At 53.9% G+C, this 15,635-nt stretch carries 12 protein-coding genes and 4 tRNA genes; all 16 read right to left on the bottom strand.

Annotation, left to right across the window (positions count from 1 at the left end):
• Positions 1-12: 12 nt before the first annotated feature.
• The 16 genes from rpsL to birA all read right to left on the bottom strand — a co-directional run bounded on the left by rpsL (position 13) and on the right by birA (position 15,377).
• On the bottom strand, positions 13-384 hold the full coding sequence (gene rpsL, locus AACY07_RS16980) for a 30S ribosomal protein S12 (RefSeq protein WP_002555494.1): 372 nt from the start codon (positions 382-384) through the stop codon (positions 13-15).
• 216 nt (positions 385-600) lie between these two features.
• On the bottom strand, positions 601-4,800 hold the full coding sequence (gene rpoC / locus AACY07_RS16975) for a DNA-directed RNA polymerase subunit beta' (RefSeq protein ID WP_019824371.1): 4,200 nt from the start codon (positions 4,798-4,800) through the stop codon (positions 601-603).
• A 64-nt stretch (positions 4,801-4,864) separates the two neighbouring features.
• Positions 4,865-8,938, bottom strand: a complete 4,074-nt coding sequence (gene rpoB, locus AACY07_RS16970) for a DNA-directed RNA polymerase subunit beta (RefSeq protein ID WP_133079711.1) — start codon at positions 8,936-8,938, stop codon at positions 4,865-4,867.
• Between the two features lie 219 nt (positions 8,939-9,157).
• A complete protein-coding gene (rplL, locus tag AACY07_RS16965) occupies positions 9,158-9,523 on the bottom strand; it encodes a 50S ribosomal protein L7/L12 (protein WP_003444390.1) in 366 nt (121 codons plus the stop codon).
• Between the two features lie 80 nt (positions 9,524-9,603).
• Positions 9,604-10,104: a 50S ribosomal protein L10 gene (gene rplJ / locus AACY07_RS16960; RefSeq protein WP_003444392.1), complete on the bottom strand. Its 501-nt coding sequence runs from the start codon at positions 10,102-10,104 to the stop codon at positions 9,604-9,606.
• Between the two features lie 196 nt (positions 10,105-10,300).
• Positions 10,301-10,996, bottom strand: a complete 696-nt coding sequence (rplA, locus tag AACY07_RS16955) for a 50S ribosomal protein L1 (RefSeq protein ID WP_003444394.1) — start codon at positions 10,994-10,996, stop codon at positions 10,301-10,303.
• A complete protein-coding gene (rplK, locus tag AACY07_RS16950) occupies positions 10,996-11,427 on the bottom strand; it encodes a 50S ribosomal protein L11 (RefSeq protein ID WP_008008888.1) in 432 nt (143 codons plus the stop codon). The genes rplA and rplK overlap by 1 nt, the downstream gene beginning before the upstream one ends.
• Positions 11,428-11,543: 116 nt before the next feature.
• Positions 11,544-12,077, bottom strand: a complete 534-nt coding sequence (gene nusG, locus AACY07_RS16945) for a transcription termination/antitermination protein NusG (protein ID WP_003444397.1) — start codon at positions 12,075-12,077, stop codon at positions 11,544-11,546.
• 9 nt (positions 12,078-12,086) lie between these two features.
• Positions 12,087-12,455 carry a preprotein translocase subunit SecE gene (secE, locus tag AACY07_RS16940; protein WP_003444399.1) on the bottom strand — a complete coding sequence of 123 codons (369 nt, stop codon included), beginning with the start codon at positions 12,453-12,455 and terminating at the stop codon, positions 12,087-12,089.
• 45 nt (positions 12,456-12,500) lie between these two features.
• Positions 12,501-12,576 (bottom strand) — tRNA-Trp (locus tag AACY07_RS16935).
• A gap of 240 nt (positions 12,577-12,816) precedes the next feature.
• Positions 12,817-12,892, bottom strand: a tRNA-Thr gene (locus AACY07_RS16930).
• A gap of 26 nt (positions 12,893-12,918) precedes the next feature.
• Positions 12,919-12,992: transfer RNA gene (locus tag AACY07_RS16925), tRNA-Gly, on the bottom strand.
• 25 nt (positions 12,993-13,017) lie between these two features.
• A tRNA-Tyr gene (locus AACY07_RS16920) sits at positions 13,018-13,102 on the bottom strand.
• A gap of 110 nt (positions 13,103-13,212) precedes the next feature.
• Entirely contained in the window at positions 13,213-13,689 is a 477-nt protein-coding gene (locus tag AACY07_RS16915) for a hypothetical protein (protein WP_339476295.1), read from the bottom strand.
• A gap of 7 nt (positions 13,690-13,696) precedes the next feature.
• Positions 13,697-14,440, bottom strand: coding sequence for a pantothenate kinase (locus AACY07_RS16910; RefSeq protein WP_339476293.1), 744 nt, complete (start codon positions 14,438-14,440; stop codon positions 13,697-13,699).
• On the bottom strand, positions 14,430-15,377 hold the full coding sequence (birA, locus tag AACY07_RS16905; RefSeq protein ID WP_133079708.1) for a bifunctional biotin--[acetyl-CoA-carboxylase] ligase/biotin operon repressor BirA: 948 nt from the start codon (positions 15,375-15,377) through the stop codon (positions 14,430-14,432). Before birA ends, AACY07_RS16910 begins: the two co-directional genes overlap by 11 nt.
• Positions 15,378-15,635: the final 258 nt, after the last annotated feature.

The following is a 15,635-nucleotide window of genomic DNA, read 5'->3' as shown; positions in this document are numbered from 1 at the left end:
AGCAACCGAATACTACTTCGGCTTCTTGGTACCGTACTTCGAACGACCTTGGTTACGACCTTTAACGCCGGAAGTATCCAAAGAGCCGCGAACGGTGTGATAACGAACACCTGGCAAGTCTTTTACACGACCGCCACGAATCAGTACCACGCTGTGTTCTTGCAGGTTGTGACCTTCACCACCGATGTACGAGGAAACCTCGAAACCGTTGGTCAGGCGCACACGGCATACTTTACGCAGTGCCGAGTTAGGTTTTTTCGGCGTAGTTGTATACACACGGGTGCATACGCCACGACGTTGCGGGCAGTTTTGCAGCGCAGGCACGTCGGATTTCTCGACGATACGCTTACGCGGCTGACGTACCAGCTGGTTGATAGTTGCCATCTACTAGCTCCACTGTTGTCTTGCGACGCTATTGTCTTGCAAGAAAAGCAAAATGGCAGGAACGAATTCCCGCCAAATTTAGGGGTACAAGAGTCTAAAGAGGATCTTGCCCCCAGTCAAGACAAGGCCCCGACCTTCCCACTCATCAAACCCCGACAAAATGTCTCGATTCGACGAACGGAACTGCCGGGGCCCATCTCTCATTTACCGCAGAACTCAGTTACCGCTCGAGTTCAGCGCTTCGGTCAGTGCAGCTTCCACTTCACTGGCGCTCACGCGCAACGGCTTGTCAGCTTCACGGCGGCGCTTACGCTCGCTGTGGTATGCCAAACCGGTACCTGCCGGGATCAAACGACCCACGACAACGTTTTCTTTCAGGCCACGCAGGTAGTCGCGCTTGCCGGTTACCGCTGCTTCGGTCAATACGCGGGTAGTCTCTTGGAAAGAGGCCGCGGAGATGAACGACTCAGTCGACAACGACGCCTTGGTGATACCCAGCAGGACGCGAGTGAACTTGGATACGAATTTATCTTCGCCACCCAAACGTTCGTTCTCGGTCAACACCTGGGTCAACTCCATCTGGTCGCCCTTGATGAAGGTGGAATCACCAGACTCGGCAATCTCAACTTTACGCAACATCTGACGCAGAATGGTCTCGATGTGCTTATCGTTGATTTTTACGCCTTGCAGACGGTAAACGTCCTGAATCTCGTTAACGATGTACTTGGCCAGCGCACTTACACCCAGCAGACGCAGGATGTCGTGTGGATCGCTTGGACCGTCGGAGATAACTTCGCCGCGGTTCACTTGTTCGCCTTCGAAGACGTTCAGGTGACGCCACTTTGGAATCAGCTCTTCGTACGGATCAGTACCGTCGTTCGGGGTAATAACCAGACGGCGCTTGCCTTTGGTTTCTTTACCGAACGCGATGGTGCCGCTGACTTCAGCCAGAATCGAGGCTTCTTTCGGACGACGCGCTTCGAACAAGTCAGCAACGCGTGGCAGACCACCGGTGATGTCTCGAGTTTTCGAAGTCTCTTGCGGAATACGAGCGATAACGTCACCGATCGCGATTTCCGCACCATCCGCTACACCGACCAGGGCGTTGGCTGGCAGGAAGTACTGAGCCGGTACGTCGGTACCAGGCAACAGCAGATCCTTGCCATCCACACCAACCATCTTAACGGCTGGACGGATGTCCTTGCCTGCAGCTGGACGGTCTTTGGCGTCGAGGACTTCAATGTTGGTCATACCGGTCAATTCGTCAGTCTGACGCTTGATCGTGATGCCTTCTTCCATGCCCACGTAGGTCACGGTACCTTTCATTTCGGTAACGATTGGGTGAGTGTGCGGATCCCACTTGGCTACGATCGAGCCAGCGTCAACCTTGTCACCTTCTTTAACCGAAATCACGGCGCCGTACGGCAGCTTGTAGCGCTCACGCTCACGACCGAAGTCATCAGCGATGGCCAGCTCACCGGAACGGGATACAGCTACCAGGCAGCCATCTACACGCTCAACGTGCTTGAGGTTATGAAGACGGACAGTACCGCCATTCTTCACCTGAACACTGTCAGCAGCAGAGGTCCGGCTTGCCGCACCACCGATGTGGAACGTACGCATTGTCAGCTGAGTACCCGGCTCACCGATCGACTGAGCAGCGATTACGCCGACAGCTTCACCGATGTTCACCTGGTGACCACGAGCCAAGTCACGACCGTAGCACTTGGCACAGATACCGAAGCGAGTTTCACAGCTGATTGGCGAACGCACGATTACTTCGTCGATGCTGTTCAGCTCGATGAATTCAACCCACTTCTCGTCAACCAGAGTGCCCGCAGGAACGATAATGTCCTCGGTACCCGGCTTGTACACGTCACGGGCGATTACTCGACCCAGAACGCGCTCACCCAACGGCTCTACAACGTCGCCGCCTTCGATGTGCGGAGTCATCAGCAGACCGTGTTCGGTACCGCAGTCAACTTCAGTCACAACCAAGTCTTGCGCAACGTCTACCAGACGGCGAGTCAGATAACCGGAGTTAGCTGTCTTCAAGGCGGTATCCGCCAGACCCTTACGAGCACCGTGAGTAGAGATAAAGTACTGAAGTACGCTCAGGCCTTCACGGAAGTTCGCAGTAATCGGCGTTTCAATGATGGAACCGTCCGGCTTGGCCATCAGACCACGCATACCGGCCAGCTGACGGATCTGCGCTGCAGAACCCCGTGCGCCGGAGTCGGCCATCATGTACATCGAGTTGAACGACTCTTGCTCAACCTCAACGCCGTGACGGTCGATAACCTTCTCTTTCGAGAGGTTGGACATCATTGCCTTGGATACTTCGTCGTTAGCTTTCGACCAAAGGTCGATCACTTTGTTGTACTTCTCGCCCTGGGTTACCAGGCCGGAGGCGTACTGACTTTCGATCTCTTTCACTTCATCGGTTGCAGCCGCGATGATGCGAGCTTTTTCATCCGGGATAACGAAGTCGTTAACACCGATGGAAACGCCGGAAATGGTCGAGTAAGCAAAACCTGTGTACATCAACTGGTCAGCGAAGATCACGGTCTCTTTCAAACCAACCACGCGGTAGCACTGGTTGATAAGCTTGGAGATCGCTTTTTTCTTCATCGGCAAGTTGACGACGTCGTACGACAGACCTTTTGGCACAACCTGGAACAACAGCGCACGGCCGACAGTGGTGTCGACAATCCGAGTGTTGCTCACGCTGCCGCCATCACGATCGTTGACGGTTTCGCTGATGCGAACCTTGACCTTGGCATGCAGTGCGGCTTCGCCGGCACGGAATACACGGTCAACTTCTTGCAAGTCAGCGAATACACGACCTTCGCCTTTGGCGTTGATCGCTTCACGAGTCATGTAGTACAGACCCAATACAACGTCCTGCGACGGAACGATGATTGGCTCACCGTTGGCTGGCGACAGAATGTTGTTGGTCGACATCATCAACGCGCGCGCTTCCAACTGGGCTTCCAGTGTCAGCGGTACGTGCACGGCCATTTGGTCGCCGTCGAAGTCGGCGTTGTACGCAGCACAGACCAACGGGTGCAGCTGGATAGCTTTACCTTCGATCAGAACCGGTTCAAAGGCCTGGATGCCCAGACGGTGAAGAGTCGGTGCACGGTTGAGAAGCACTGGGTGTTCGCGGATAACTTCAGCGAGAACGTCCCAAACCTCTGGCAGCTCACGCTCAACCATTTTCTTGGCTGCTTTGATGGTGGTCGCAAGACCGCGCATTTCAAGCTTGCCAAAAATGAATGGCTTGAACAGCTCGAGAGCCATTTTCTTAGGCAGACCGCACTGGTGCAGACGCAGGGTCGGACCTACGGTAATTACCGAACGACCCGAGTAGTCAACACGCTTACCGAGCAAGTTCTGACGGAAACGACCCTGCTTACCCTTGATCATGTCAGCCAAGGATTTCAGAGGGCGCTTGTTCGAGCCGGTAATAGCGCGACCACGACGGCCGTTGTCGAGCAATGCGTCGACCGCTTCTTGCAACATACGCTTTTCGTTGCGCACGATGATGTCCGGAGCGGACAGATCAAGCAGGCGCTTCAAGCGGTTGTTACGGTTGATTACCCGACGATACAGATCGTTGAGGTCGGAAGTCGCGAAACGACCACCATCAAGCGGAACCAAAGGACGCAGATCTGGCGGCAGAACCGGCAGAACGGTCAGTACCATCCACTCAGGAAGGTTGCCGGAGCCCAGGAAGGCTTCCATCAACTTCAGGCGCTTGGACAACTTCTTGATTTTGGTTTCGGAGTTGGTTTGCGGAATTTCTTCGCGCAGACGGCCAATCTCGTGCTCCAGGTCGATAGCGTGCAGCAGTTCACGGACAGCTTCAGCACCCATACGGGCATCAAAGTCGTCGCCGAACTCTTCCAGCGCTTCGAAGTACTGCTCATCGTTCAGCAGCTGACCTTTTTCCAGAGTGGTCATGCCTGGATCGATAACGACATAGCTCTCGAAGTAGAGAACGCGTTCGATATCACGCAGGGTCATGTCCATCAGCAAGCCGATACGGGACGGCAGCGATTTCAGGAACCAGATGTGAGCAACCGGCGAAGCCAGTTCGATGTGAGCCATGCGCTCGCGACGGACCTTGGCCAGTGCGACTTCAACGCCACACTTCTCACAGATCACACCACGGTGCTTCAAGCGCTTGTACTTACCGCACAGGCACTCGTAATCCTTTACCGGGCCAAAGATCTTGGCGCAGAACAGGCCGTCACGCTCAGGTTTGAACGTACGGTAGTTGATGGTTTCCGGCTTTTTAACTTCACCGAACGACCACGAACGGATCATCTCAGGCGATGCCAATCCAATACGGATGGCGTCGAACTCTTCGACTTGACCCTGGTTTTTCAGCAAATTCAGTAGGTCTTTCAAGGCCTTTCCTCCTGGCGGAGCAGAGAGCGGGCTAAACAGCCCCGCTCTCGATTCGCGTCACGTGTTATTCGGTTTCCAGATCGATATCGATGCCGAGGGAACGAATTTCTTTGATCAACACGTTGAAGGACTCGGGCATGCCCGGCTCCATACGGTGATCGCCGTCCACGATGTTTTTGTACATCTTGGTACGACCGTTCACATCGTCCGACTTCACTGTGAGCATTTCTTGCAGAGTGTATGCCGCGCCGTAGGCTTCCAGCGCCCAGACCTCCATCTCCCCGAAACGCTGACCACCGAACTGTGCCTTACCACCCAGCGGCTGCTGGGTAACCAGGCTGTAAGAACCGGTAGAACGAGCATGCATCTTGTCGTCTACCAAGTGGTTCAGCTTCAGCATGTACATGTAGCCAACGGTAACCGGACGCTCAAACTGGTTGCCGGTACGACCGTCTGTCAGCGTCATCTGGCCGCTGTCCGGCAAATCTGCCAAACGAAGCATTGCCTTGATTTCGCTTTCTTTGGCACCGTCGAACACCGGGGTAGCCATCGGCACACCGCCACGAAGGTTCTTCGCCAGATCCAGGATTTCCTGATCGGAGAAGTCATCCAGGCTTTCTTGACGACCGCCAATTTCGTTGTAGATCTCATGCAGGAACTTGCGCAGGTCAGCGACCTTGCGTTGTTCTTCAATCATGAGGTTGATCTTCTCGCCCAAACCTTTAGCCGCGAGGCCCAGGTGAGTTTCGAGAATCTGACCAACGTTCATACGCGAAGGTACGCCCAACGGGTTGAGGACCACATCAACCGGGGTGCCATTGGCATCGTACGGCATGTCTTCAACCGGCATGATCACGGAGACCACACCTTTGTTACCGTGACGACCGGCCATCTTGTCACCCGGCTGGATGCGACGGCGGATTGCTAGGTAAACCTTGACGATTTTCAGCACGCCTGGAGCCAGGTCATCGCCCTGCTGCAGTTTGCGCTTCTTGTCTTCGAACTTGTCGTCCAGCAGACGACGGCGATCGATGATGTAGGCCTGAGCCTTTTCAAGCTGCTCGTTCAGAGCATCTTCAGCCATGCGCAGTTTGAACCACTGACCATGCTCAAGACCGTCCAGGATTTCATTGGTGATTTCCTGACCTTTCTTCAGACCGGCACCACCTTCGGCAATGCGGCCAACCAGAGCAGAGCGCAGACGTTCGAAGGTAGCGCCTTCAACGATACGGAACTCTTCGTTCAGATCCTTGCGAATCTCGTCCAGCTGGGTCTTCTCGATCGACAGCGCACGAGCATCACGCTCAACGCCGTCACGGGTGAAGACCTGCACGTCGATAACAGTACCTTTGGTACCGGTAGGTACACGCAGGGAAGTGTCTTTAACGTCGCTGGCTTTTTCACCGAAGATTGCACGCAACAGCTTCTCTTCCGGAGTCAGCTGGGTCTCGCCTTTCGGAGTGACCTTACCTACCAGAATGTCGCCAGCGCCAACTTCAGCACCTACGTAAACGATACCGGCTTCGTCCAGTTTGTTCAGTGCAGCTTCACCCACGTTCGGGATGTCTGCAGTGATCTCTTCAGGCCCAAGCTTGGTGTCACGTGCCACACAGGTCAGTTCCTGGATGTGGATCGTGGTAAAGCGATCTTCTTGAACAACTCGTTCCGACAGGCAGATGGAGTCTTCGAAGTTGTAACCGTTCCAGGCCATGAACGCGATGCGCATGTTCTGACCCAACGCCAGTTCACCCATATCGGTGGACGGGCCGTCAGCCATGATGTCGCTGCGCTGTACACGGTCACCCTTGCGGACCAGCGGACGCTGGTTGATGCAAGTGTTCTGGTTGGAACGGGTGTATTTGGTCAGGTTGTAGATGTCGACACCGGCTTCGCCAGTTTCAACTTCATCATCAGCAACGCGAACAACGATACGGCTGGCATCAACAGAGTCGATCACGCCGCCACGACGAGCCACGACGCAAACGCCGGAGTCACGAGCTACGTTACGCTCCATGCCGGTACCTACCAGCGGCTTGTCAGCACGCAGGGTTGGTACAGCTTGACGCTGCATGTTGGAACCCATCAACGCACGGTTGGCGTCATCGTGTTCCAGGAACGGGATCAGCGACGCTGCTACCGAAACAACCTGCTTCGGCGAAACGTCCATCAAGGTGACGTCTTCCGGCGCCTTAACGGTGAATTCGTTCAAGTGACGAACAGCTACCAGCTCGTCGATCAGGACTTTCTTGTCGTTCATCGTGGCCGAGGCCTGAGCGATCACGTGATCGGCTTCTTCGATGGCGGACAGGAAAACGATCTCGTCAGTTACCAGTGCGTCTTTAACCACACGGTACGGGCTTTCAAGGAAGCCGTACTGGTTGGTGCGCGCATAGGCAGCCAAGGAGTTGATCAGACCAATGTTCGGACCTTCCGGCGTCTCAATCGGGCAAACACGGCCGTAGTGAGTCGGGTGTACGTCACGAACTTCAAAGCCGGCACGCTCACGCGTCAAACCGCCCGGGCCCAGTGCAGAAACACGGCGCTTGTGGGTGATCTCGGACAGAGGGTTGTTCTGGTCCATGAACTGGGACAGCTGGCTCGAACCGAAGAACTCTTTCACCGCCGCAGCCACTGGCTTGGCGTTGATCAGGTCTTGCGGCATCAGGCCTTCGCTTTCAGCCATCGACAGACGCTCTTTGACCGCACGCTCAACACGCACCAAGCCAACGCGGAACTGGTTCTCGGCCATTTCGCCTACACAGCGAACACGACGGTTACCCAGGTGGTCGATGTCATCGACGATGCCTTTACCGTTACGGATGTCGACCAGAGTCTTCAGCACAGCAACGATGTCTTCTTTGCACAACACGCCCGAACCTTCGATCTCGGTACGACCGATACGACGGTTGAACTTCATCCGGCCGACCGCAGACAGGTCATAGCGCTCAGGGCTGAAGAACAGGTTGTTGAACAGGGTCTCGGCAGCGTCTTTGGTTGGCGGCTCGCCTGGACGCATCATGCGATAGATCTCGACCAGCGCTTCCAATTGGTTGCTGGTGGAGTCGATCTTCAGAGTGTCGGAAACGAACGGACCACAGTCGATATCGTTGGTGTACAACGTCTCGATGCGAACAACCTGGCCCTTGGCGATTTTTGCCAGGATTTCAGTCGTCAGCTCGGTGTTGCACTCAGCAATGATTTCGCCGGTAGCCGGATGCACGATAGCTTTGGCCGTTGTGCGTCCCAGGACATAGTCCAGAGGCATAACGAGCTCTTTGATACCGGCTTTTTCCAGCTGGTTGATGTGGCGAGCAGTAATACGACGACCCTGCTCAACAATCACCTTACCTTTGTCATCGGTAATATCGATGGCCGCGATTTCACCGCGCAGACGATGCGGAACCAGTTCCAGGCTAATGCTTTCGCCCTGAACGTGGAACACGTTGGTCGTGTAGAACGCGTCCAGCACTTGTTCAGTGGTATAGCCCAGCGCACGCAGCAATACCGATGCAGGCAGCTTGCGACGACGGTCGATACGCACGAACACGCAGTCTTTCGGATCGAACTCAAAGTCCAACCACGAACCGCGGTAAGGAATGATACGCGCAGAATAAAGCAGCTTACCGGAGCTGTGCGTCTTGCCGCGGTCGTGGTCAAAGAACACGCCCGGGGAACGGTGCAGCTGGGAAACAATTACACGCTCGGTACCGTTGATTACGAAGGTACCGTTTTCAGTCATCAGGGGGATTTCACCCATGTAGACTTCTTGCTCTTTGATGTCCTTGATCGCTTTGTTCGACGATTCTTTGTCGAAAATGATCAAACGAACTTTTACCCGCAAAGGTACGGCGTACGTTACGCCACGCAACACGCATTCTTTGACATCAAATGCCGGCTCGCCCAAGCGATAACCGACGTACTCCAGCGCAGCATTGCCGGAGTAGCTGATGATCGGGAAAACGGATTTGAAGGCCGCATGCAGGCCCACGTCGCGGAACTTATCTTTAGTCGCTCCCGCCTGCAAGAATTCACGATACGAATCCAGCTGGATTGCCAAGAGATACGGCACATCCATGACGTCCGGCAACTTGCTAAAGTCCTTGCGGATACGTTTTTTCTCAGTATATGAGTAAGCCATCAGCGTTCCCCAGCTTGGTCACCTGCTTGTTTGGCCTCTCCCGACGGGAGCAGCCAGAAAATCGTGCAAACCCCTTGGTTTGCTCCACCGCACAGGGTGGTTACAGCACGTTAAAGGCATCGACCTAGTCGACTGCCAATAACGGAAAAAGGCCGGTGGCAAGAGCCACCAGCCATCAGCCTCAGCTTAACGCTTGGGCTGGAGACGCAAGGTCGATGCTTACTTCAGCTCGACTTTAGCGCCTGCTTCTTCCAAGGCTGCCTTGGCTTTGTCAGCTGCGTCTTTCGCAACAGCTTCCAGAACAACGCTAGGAGCGCTGTCTACAACTGCCTTGGCTTCTTTCAGGCCCAGACCAGTCAGCTCACGAACAGCCTTGATCACGTTAACTTTCTTCTCGCCAGCTTCCAGCAGCATGACGTTGAATTCAGTTTGCTCTTCAACAACAGCAGCGGCAGCAGCAGGACCAGCAGAAGCAGCAGCAGCAGAAACGCCGAATGCTTCTTCCATTGCCTTGATCAGCTCAACGATTTCCAGAACGGATTTCGAACCGATTGCGTCGATGATTTCTTGAGTAGTCAGAGACATGACTATAAATTCCTGTATTGGGGTGACAGCCTAGGCGGCCATCGAAATAAACAATAAACGCTGAAAGGAGTTGCTCAGCCTTAGGCTGCAGCTGCTTCTTTCTGGTCGCGAAGTGCCGCCAGAGTACGAGCCAACTTGCTGGTAGCGCCTTGAATCACGCTCATCAGCTGAGAAATTGCTTCGTCACGGGTCGGCAGACTTGCCAGTACGTCGATCTGATTAGCTGCGAGGAACTTGCCCTCGAACGCAGCTGCCTTGATCTCGAACTTATCCTGACCTTTAGCGAACTCTTTGAACAAACGGGCAGCAGCGCCTGGATGTTCGTTCGAGAATGCGATCAAGGTCGGGCCTGTGAACACGTCGTTGAGGACACTGTATTCAGTGTCAGCAACAGCGCGCTTTAGCAGGGTGTTACGTACAACACGTACGTAAACGCCAGCTTCACGAGCCTCTTTACGGAGTCCGGTCATAGCGCCTACTGTCACACCGCGGGCATCAGCCACAACAGCGGACAGGGCAACTTTGGCAGCCTCGTTGACTTCAGCGACGATGGCCTTCTTGTCTTCGAGTTTAATTGCCACGGGTTTAACTCCTGCATGTTACCGTTTCATCCAACCGAGGCCGGATGTCGTTTTGGTGTCTGATTCGGTAAGGAACCGGGAGCACCATCTGCGTAGGCTTGAGGTTTAAGGCTTGCGCCGCCTACGGTCTTGGATAGCCCCCGCCAGGCAGGGACCCCAATCTTTCATTGGCGAGCTAAAAGCACGCCAATTTGTCTTACGCGTCCAAAGAACCTTGGTCGATGACCAAGCCTGGGCCCATAGTGGTGCTCAGGGTAACGCGCTTAACATAAATACCTTTCGAAGAAGCTGGTTTGATACGCTTCAGATCAGCGATCAGGGCTTCAACGTTTTCCTTCAGCTTGACGGCATCAAAACCGATCTTGCCAACGGAAGTGTGGATGATACCGTTTTTGTCAGTGCGATAACGAACCTGACCAGCCTTCGCGTTCTTAACAGCGGTAGCTACGTCTGGAGTTACAGTACCAACCTTAGGGTTAGGCATCAGACCACGTGGACCAAGGATCTGACCCAACTGACCTACAACACGCATTGCGTCCGGGGAGGCAATAACTACGTCATAGTTCAGGTCGCCGCCTTTCATTTCGGCAGCCAGGTCGTCCATACCAACGCGATCAGCGCCGGCAGCCAGAGCAGCTTCAGCAGCTGGACCCTGAGTGAACACAGCTACACGTACAGTCTTGCCAGTGCCGTGTGGCAGCACAGTAGCGCTACGAACAACCTGGTCAGATTTACGTGGGTCTACGCCCAGGTTAACGGCGATGTCAAAAGACTCGCTGAATTTTACAGTCGACAGCTCAGCCAGCAAAGCAGCAGCGTCTACAAAGTTGTAAGACTTGCCAGCTTCAATTTTACCGGCGATTGCCTTTTGACGCTTAGTCAGCTTAGCCATTACACACCCTCCACGTTAAGGCCCATGCTACGAGCAGAACCGGCGATAGTACGCACGGCTGCTTCCATATCAGCTGCAGTCAGATCCGCGTTTTTGGTTTTCGCGATTTCTTCCAGCTGAGCACGAGTCACAGTGCCAACCTTAACGGTGTTTGGACGAGCGGAACCGCTAGTCAGACCAGCAGCCTTCTTCAGCAGAACCGAAGCAGGGGTCGACTTGGTTTCGAACGTAAAGCTACGGTCGCTGTATACAGTGATGATCACTGGAGTCGGCAGGCCTGGCTCAATACCCTGAGTACGGGCGTTGAAAGCTTTGCAGAATTCCATGATGTTCACGCCGTGCTGACCCAGAGCCGGGCCTACGGGTGGACTTGGGTTGGCCTGAGCGGCCTTCACTTGCAGCTTGATGTAAGCGGTAATCTTCTTAGCCATGAGGCACTCCAATTACGGGTTCAAGCGCCTAAAGAGGCTCCCCGGTTACTTGCGCGTTTATCCCAGTGACGACAAAACCCCACAGCCTAGACCATGGGGTTGGGATTCGTGTCTAACTAGACCTTTTCGACCTGGCTAAACTCTAGCTCTACCGGAGTAGAGCGACCGAAAATGAGCACTGCCACTTGGATGCGGCTCTTTTCGTAGTTAACTTCTTCGACTGTGCCATTGAAATCAGCAAATGGACCGTCGGTAACACGGACAACTTCGCCCGGTTCGAATAGTGTTTTTGGCTTAGGCTTGTCGCTACCATCAGCAACACGACGCAGAATTGCTTCTGCCTCTTTATCAGTGATCGGTGCCGGCTTGTCGGCAGTCCCACCAATGAAGCCCATTACGCGCGGAGTGTCCTTGACCAAGTGCCAAGTACCCTCGCTCATATCCATCTGGACCAGCACATAACCAGGGAAGAACTTACGCTCGCTTTTGCGTTTCTGGCCATTACGCATTTCAACCACTTCTTCAGTGGGAACCAGAATTTCGCCGAAGCCTTCTTCCATGCCTGCCAGCTTAATACGCTCAATCAAAGAGCGCATAACATGCTTTTCGTAACCCGAATAAGCATGCACTACGTACCAACGCTTAGCCACGGGACACCCTTAGCCAACAATCAAGGAAACGAGCCAACCGAGCAGGGAATCTAAACCCCACAACAGCAACGCCATAACAAGAACAACAGCCACCACGATCAACGTGGTCTGCGTAGTTTCTTGGCGAGTTGGCCATACGACTTTACGAATCTCAGTACGAGCTTCCTTCACCAACACAGAGAACGACTTGCCTTTAGCCGTCTGCAAGCCTACATAGGCAGCAACAGCAGCAATCACAAGAAGTGCAATGACGCGATACAGGATCGGCGAACCAGAATAATACTGATTCCCAACAACGCCAACCACCACAAGAGCAACCACTACAAGCCACTTGAGGAGATCGAAGCGAGAGCCTTGAACTTCAGCCTTGGGAGTCATCTAAGAGGATCCTGTGAAAAGAAAGCCAGACGCAATGAGCGAATCTGGCAGGTCAGGAGGGAATCGAACCCCCAACCTACGGTTTTGGAGACCGTCGCTCTGCCAATTGAGCTACTGACCTAAAACATTATCGAGCCGCCGATTATGCCGACACGAGAGAGACTTTTCAACAACTTATGCAATTACTTTTGCAACCAGCCCTATCAGAGCGGAGATTGCCAGCGAGCAGCAGAATGCGAGCTACTCACAACCGTAACAACCAACCAGGGCAGCAGCACCAAAAGCACCACCAGCAAACACCCCAGACAGGCTATGCACCTGTTAAAACAAAGGCAGATATTTTCATATCTGCCTTGTTATATGGAGCTCTTGAGCGGATTTGAACCGCTGACCTCACCCTTACCAAGGGTGTGCTCTACCAACTGAGCTACAAGAGCAAAACACGTTGCGAAAACAGCTAGACTGGAGCGGGTGGCGGGAATCGAACCCGCATCATTAGCTTGGAAGGCTAAGGTTCTACCACTAAACTACACCCGCAAATCTTGCTGCTCTAGCTTAAATATGGTGGAGGGGGAAGGATTCGAACCTTCGAAGTCGTAGACGTCAGATTTACAGTCTGATCCCTTTGGCCGCTCGGGAACCCCTCCTGAGCTGGCTAGAATTCTACATCATTCTAACCTTATGTCAACCGCTTTCTTCAATTAAATCAGGAAGTTAGCAACTTGACTCGCTTCACACCTAGTAGCCTGTTCGGTGTTCACTGTGGAGCGGGCGCCATTCTATGCAAACTATCGGATGGCTGCAAGCCCTCACAGCGCATTTTTTTGTAATTTAACCCATTGAATTCATTGGCAAGGTTAGCCAAAGCCATTTCAGTGGCCACAGCACCGCTTTGAGGTGAGAGTTTTAGTACATATCCACCTGAATCATCTCGAACCACTGTAGACGGCAGTGACTGCACACCCACATCAGAAAGCTTGCTCTGAAAACTGCGAAACTGCTCTTCACTGGATAAGCCGCTTATATAGAAGCACTCCAGACTTTCTACACGGTCTCCAGAAACACTGCCGCTGACGACCTTGGGTCGCGCCTCACTGAGTAGGCGTATGTCCTGCTTATTCCCCTTATACAAGGACAAGGAAATGACCTCCTTCGCCCTGGGCGGCGCCTCTTGTTGATGCCAGACGTAATAAAAGATATTGAGTACAACTAGCAGAAGAAACAGCCAACGCATAAGAACCTCAAGGAAGGGGACACACTACCGCCAAGCCTACAAATACAAGGTCTTGCACCAAACGAGCATCAGGCACCATATCTCTCACCAAACTGGCGTCACCGCCCGTGAGAAAAACCTCAAAATCCTGCCCCCAATACTCGCGCGCCAACTCCAGCTGGGTCAAAACGAAGCCTCTCATCATCAGCAAACAACCACGCTCAACAGCCTCAGCCGTGGTACGACCCGGAGCCTGCCGGAGCAACGCCTGCTCCGCCGAAAAGTCGTCGTACCTGATACGCCGCGTGTGCGTACGCAATTGGTCCCGCATCAAGGGCATTCCAGGGCAGATAAATCCTCCCAGGTGCTGACCATCGGACGCAACAAAGTCCGCAGTGACCGCCGTACCGAAATCCAGAACAAGGCACGCATTCTTAGCCAGCTCAAATGCCCCAACCAGAGCCAACCAGCGATCCAGCCCCAAACGGGCAAACTCCTCATATCCGTTACTTACACCCGCGACTTCCCTTGCAGGCTTCGCACACTCCACCCCGATACCGAGCATCGAGGCAATTGATGCCACCAGGCTCGATGTTTCGTCATCACTGCGCACGCTAACCAAGCGGCAATGGGTTATGCGCAGCTCCGGAGCAGCTAGTATCGCGGCCATAAGCCCAGCATCTGAGTCCACGACTCCGCCGCTTACTACAACCGTGCCGTCTAGAGCGCGCCATTTTATGAAACTGTTTCCACAGTCCATTTCAAGAATCATCGCGCAACCTCAAACTAAGCTCACCGCCACTGAACACCTTCTCTTCACCATTTACACTCATACGCAGCGCACCCTGACGGTCAATACCCATGACCGTACCGTTCACCTGGTGCACCCCAGCGATCAAAGAGACTTCACGCCCTTGCCACAAATGATTCTGCTCCCACTCCGACTGAATAGCCGAAAAGCCTGAGAGCTCATGGCGCTTGAGATACATGCGCAGGCTATCGCTGAGCTTTGACACTAATTCATTACGGTTAGTCGCAACTCCAGACTCCAGGAAAACCGAAGTCCAGGCCTGATCGACCTCACTCGCCACTCTCATGTTAACGTTGATACCGATACCAAGGACTACATGACATACGTCGGCCGGATCTCCGACCAGCTCAAGCAAGATGCCAGCAATTTTTTTGTTGCTCACTAGCACATCGTTTGGCCATTTCAGCCCCGCATCCGAGACACCAACCGCTCTGAGCGCACTCAGCACCGCAAGGCCAACTACGAGGCTAAGCCCTTCCAGCTGACGCATACCCCCATCCATCCGGAGCACTAGACTGTAGTAAATATTCTCCGCGAAAGGACTAACCCACTTACGCCCGCGTCGCCCCCTGCCTGCCGTCTGTCTCTCAGCCAGTATTACAAATGGCGCCGTTACACCACGATCAACCGCGCGCAAGGCTTCAGCATTCGTAGAGTCTAACGAGTGGCTAATCGCAACAGGCCAAGGACTCGCAGCCAGCTGATCCAGCTCAAGCAGCTCAAGGGGGGCTGCCAACTGATAGCCACGACCACGAACCTTATGAATTGATAAGTTCAAGTCTGACTCCAAGTGCTGGAGCTGCTTCCATACAGCGCTGCGACTAACGCCGAGCGCAGCCCCGAGCGCTTGTCCCGAATGAAATCGACCGTCTTTAAGGAGTTTCAACAACGTCAGCATGCAAGTATCGCCTCACAATGAGGCACGCATAATAGCCATGAGGAGAGCTATTGCATAGAAACGCTGCTACGCACCGCAGCAGTAGCTCCTGCAAGGCGGGACCGCAACAAGTGCGGCTAGCCATAGCTGCAACTTTTCTCGGCCCAAAAACAAACCCCCTGTCTGCGTTAGCAGACAGGGGGTTTGGAATTTAATCTTGACGATGACCTACTCTCACATGGGGAAACCCCACACTACCATCGGCGATGCATCGTTTCA

The sequence above is a fragment of the Pseudomonas sp. RL_5y_Pfl2_69 genome (genome assembly GCF_963970465.1).
Classification (GTDB): Bacteria; Pseudomonadota; Gammaproteobacteria; order Pseudomonadales; family Pseudomonadaceae; genus Aquipseudomonas.
The sequence above is the reverse complement of the archived record's forward strand: the minus strand, read 5'-3'. Positions and strand labels throughout refer to the sequence as shown.

What these genes read in the sequence shown, in the direction of transcription:
- rpsL (WP_002555494.1), bottom strand. Translation starts at nt 384, where the DNA reads ATGGCAACTATCAACCAGCTGGTACGTCAGCCGCGTAAGCGTATCGTC.
- rpoB (WP_133079711.1), bottom strand. Translation starts at nt 8,938, where the DNA reads ATGGCTTACTCATATACTGAGAAAAAACGTATCCGCAAGGACTTTAGC.
- rplL (WP_003444390.1), bottom strand. Translation starts at nt 9,523, where the DNA reads ATGTCTCTGACTACTCAAGAAATCATCGACGCAATCGGTTCGAAATCC.
- rplA (WP_003444394.1), bottom strand. Translation starts at nt 10,996, where the DNA reads ATGGCTAAGCTGACTAAGCGTCAAAAGGCAATCGCCGGTAAAATTGAA.
- rplK (WP_008008888.1), bottom strand. Translation starts at nt 11,427, where the DNA reads ATGGCTAAGAAGATTACCGCTTACATCAAGCTGCAAGTGAAGGCCGCT.
- secE (WP_003444399.1), bottom strand. Translation starts at nt 12,455, where the DNA reads ATGACTCCCAAGGCTGAAGTTCAAGGCTCTCGCTTCGATCTCCTCAAG.
- AACY07_RS16915 (WP_339476295.1), bottom strand. Translation starts at nt 13,689, where the DNA reads ATGCGTTGGCTGTTTCTTCTGCTAGTTGTACTCAATATCTTTTATTAC.
- AACY07_RS16910 (WP_339476293.1), bottom strand. Translation starts at nt 14,440, where the DNA reads ATGATTCTTGAAATGGACTGTGGAAACAGTTTCATAAAATGGCGCGCT.
- birA (WP_133079708.1), bottom strand. Translation starts at nt 15,377, where the DNA reads ATGCTGACGTTGTTGAAACTCCTTAAAGACGGTCGATTTCATTCGGGA.